Annotated in this window: 1 protein-coding gene; it reads right to left on the bottom strand. The window is 36.8% G+C overall.

Going from position 1 to position 1,082, the window contains the following annotated elements; all coding sequences use genetic code 11:
* Nucleotides 1-398 precede the first annotated feature (398 nt).
* Nucleotides 399-929 (bottom strand): helix-turn-helix transcriptional regulator, encoded by a 531-nt coding sequence (locus ACFIQE_RS10700; RefSeq protein WP_375707737.1) that lies wholly within the window; start codon nt 927-929, stop codon nt 399-401.
* Between the last annotated feature and the right edge of the window lie 153 nt (nt 930-1,082).

The following is a 1,082-nucleotide window of genomic DNA, read 5'->3' as shown; positions in this document are numbered from 1 at the left end:
TTTTTATGTATAAAATTTAGCATTAAATGCGCGTTTTGTCAAAATAGATTTTGACACCTAAAATTGTAAAAAAGAGCTAAAAAGAGCGAAAATCAGAAAAAAGTGCGTTTTCATGGTAAAAATGAGAGAGGGCTTTGAAAGGTCTTTGAAAACCCTGTGAAAAATTTTGAAAAGTCTGTGAAAACCCAGAAAACCGCCTTTGAAGACCCTGTGAAAAAAATTCGGTAAATTGTGAAGCTCACTCCAAAATCAGCCAAAAATAACCAAAAAAGCAAAAAAGATATGCGCCATATGGCGCGTTTCTATTTTTTGCAAATATAATTATTTAAAAACAATGCATTATTTAAGTTTCTTAATGTAAAGAGAAACGCGCCTGTATTTTTCATATTAAAGAGGCATTAAGCCGTATCTTGTGTAGTTTCTAGATGTACTCTTTCAGCTTCTATTTGACGCTTTAAATGAATTTTAAGAAGAGGGAAAGTCGCTTCGACCTCTTCCGTGTCGTTGATGTCTTGAACAAGCTCTTGCAACTTTATACAAAGCTCTGCCGCTAATTCCGCTATATCTTCAGGGGGGAGTTTTATATTTGCATCGCGATAGGTTGTATAAGCTATGCGACCAAGCTTTTTCATGAGACCAGCAGGGATGGTTTGTGGTTTAAAACCAGCTGCTTTCGCCTTTTCCATGTCTGTAAACATTTCGCCTTCTCCAGTGAGAAGCCAATGAAAGTCTACGCCATAAATTTTGTGATAGGCAATTACGATAGATGCTGGTGGCTCATTTATACCGAGCTCATAATTTGCAAGCGTATTTTTTGCCAAATTAAGAGATTTGGCAAAAGCACCGCGTTCTTCGTTTCCGAGGATTCGTCTTATTTCACGCAGGCGTTTTGCCAATGGTGTTTTAGGTTCTAGTTCGGGGCGTGCCAAAAATGCTCCTTATTCATATTTAGGTTAGCTTAAATTACAGGATTTTAAAAAGAGCTTCCCCCATTCATCTTAGAGAGGCATTAAGCCGTATTTTGTGTAGTTTCTAGATGTACTCTTTCAGCTTCTATTTGACGCTTTAAATGAATTTTAAGA

The sequence above is a fragment of the Bartonella sp. AA1HLJMS genome (assembly GCF_042197445.1).
Taxonomy (GTDB): domain Bacteria; phylum Pseudomonadota; class Alphaproteobacteria; order Rhizobiales; family Rhizobiaceae; genus Bartonella.
Note: the sequence above shows the minus strand (reverse complement) of the source record. Positions and strands in the feature narration are given on the sequence as shown.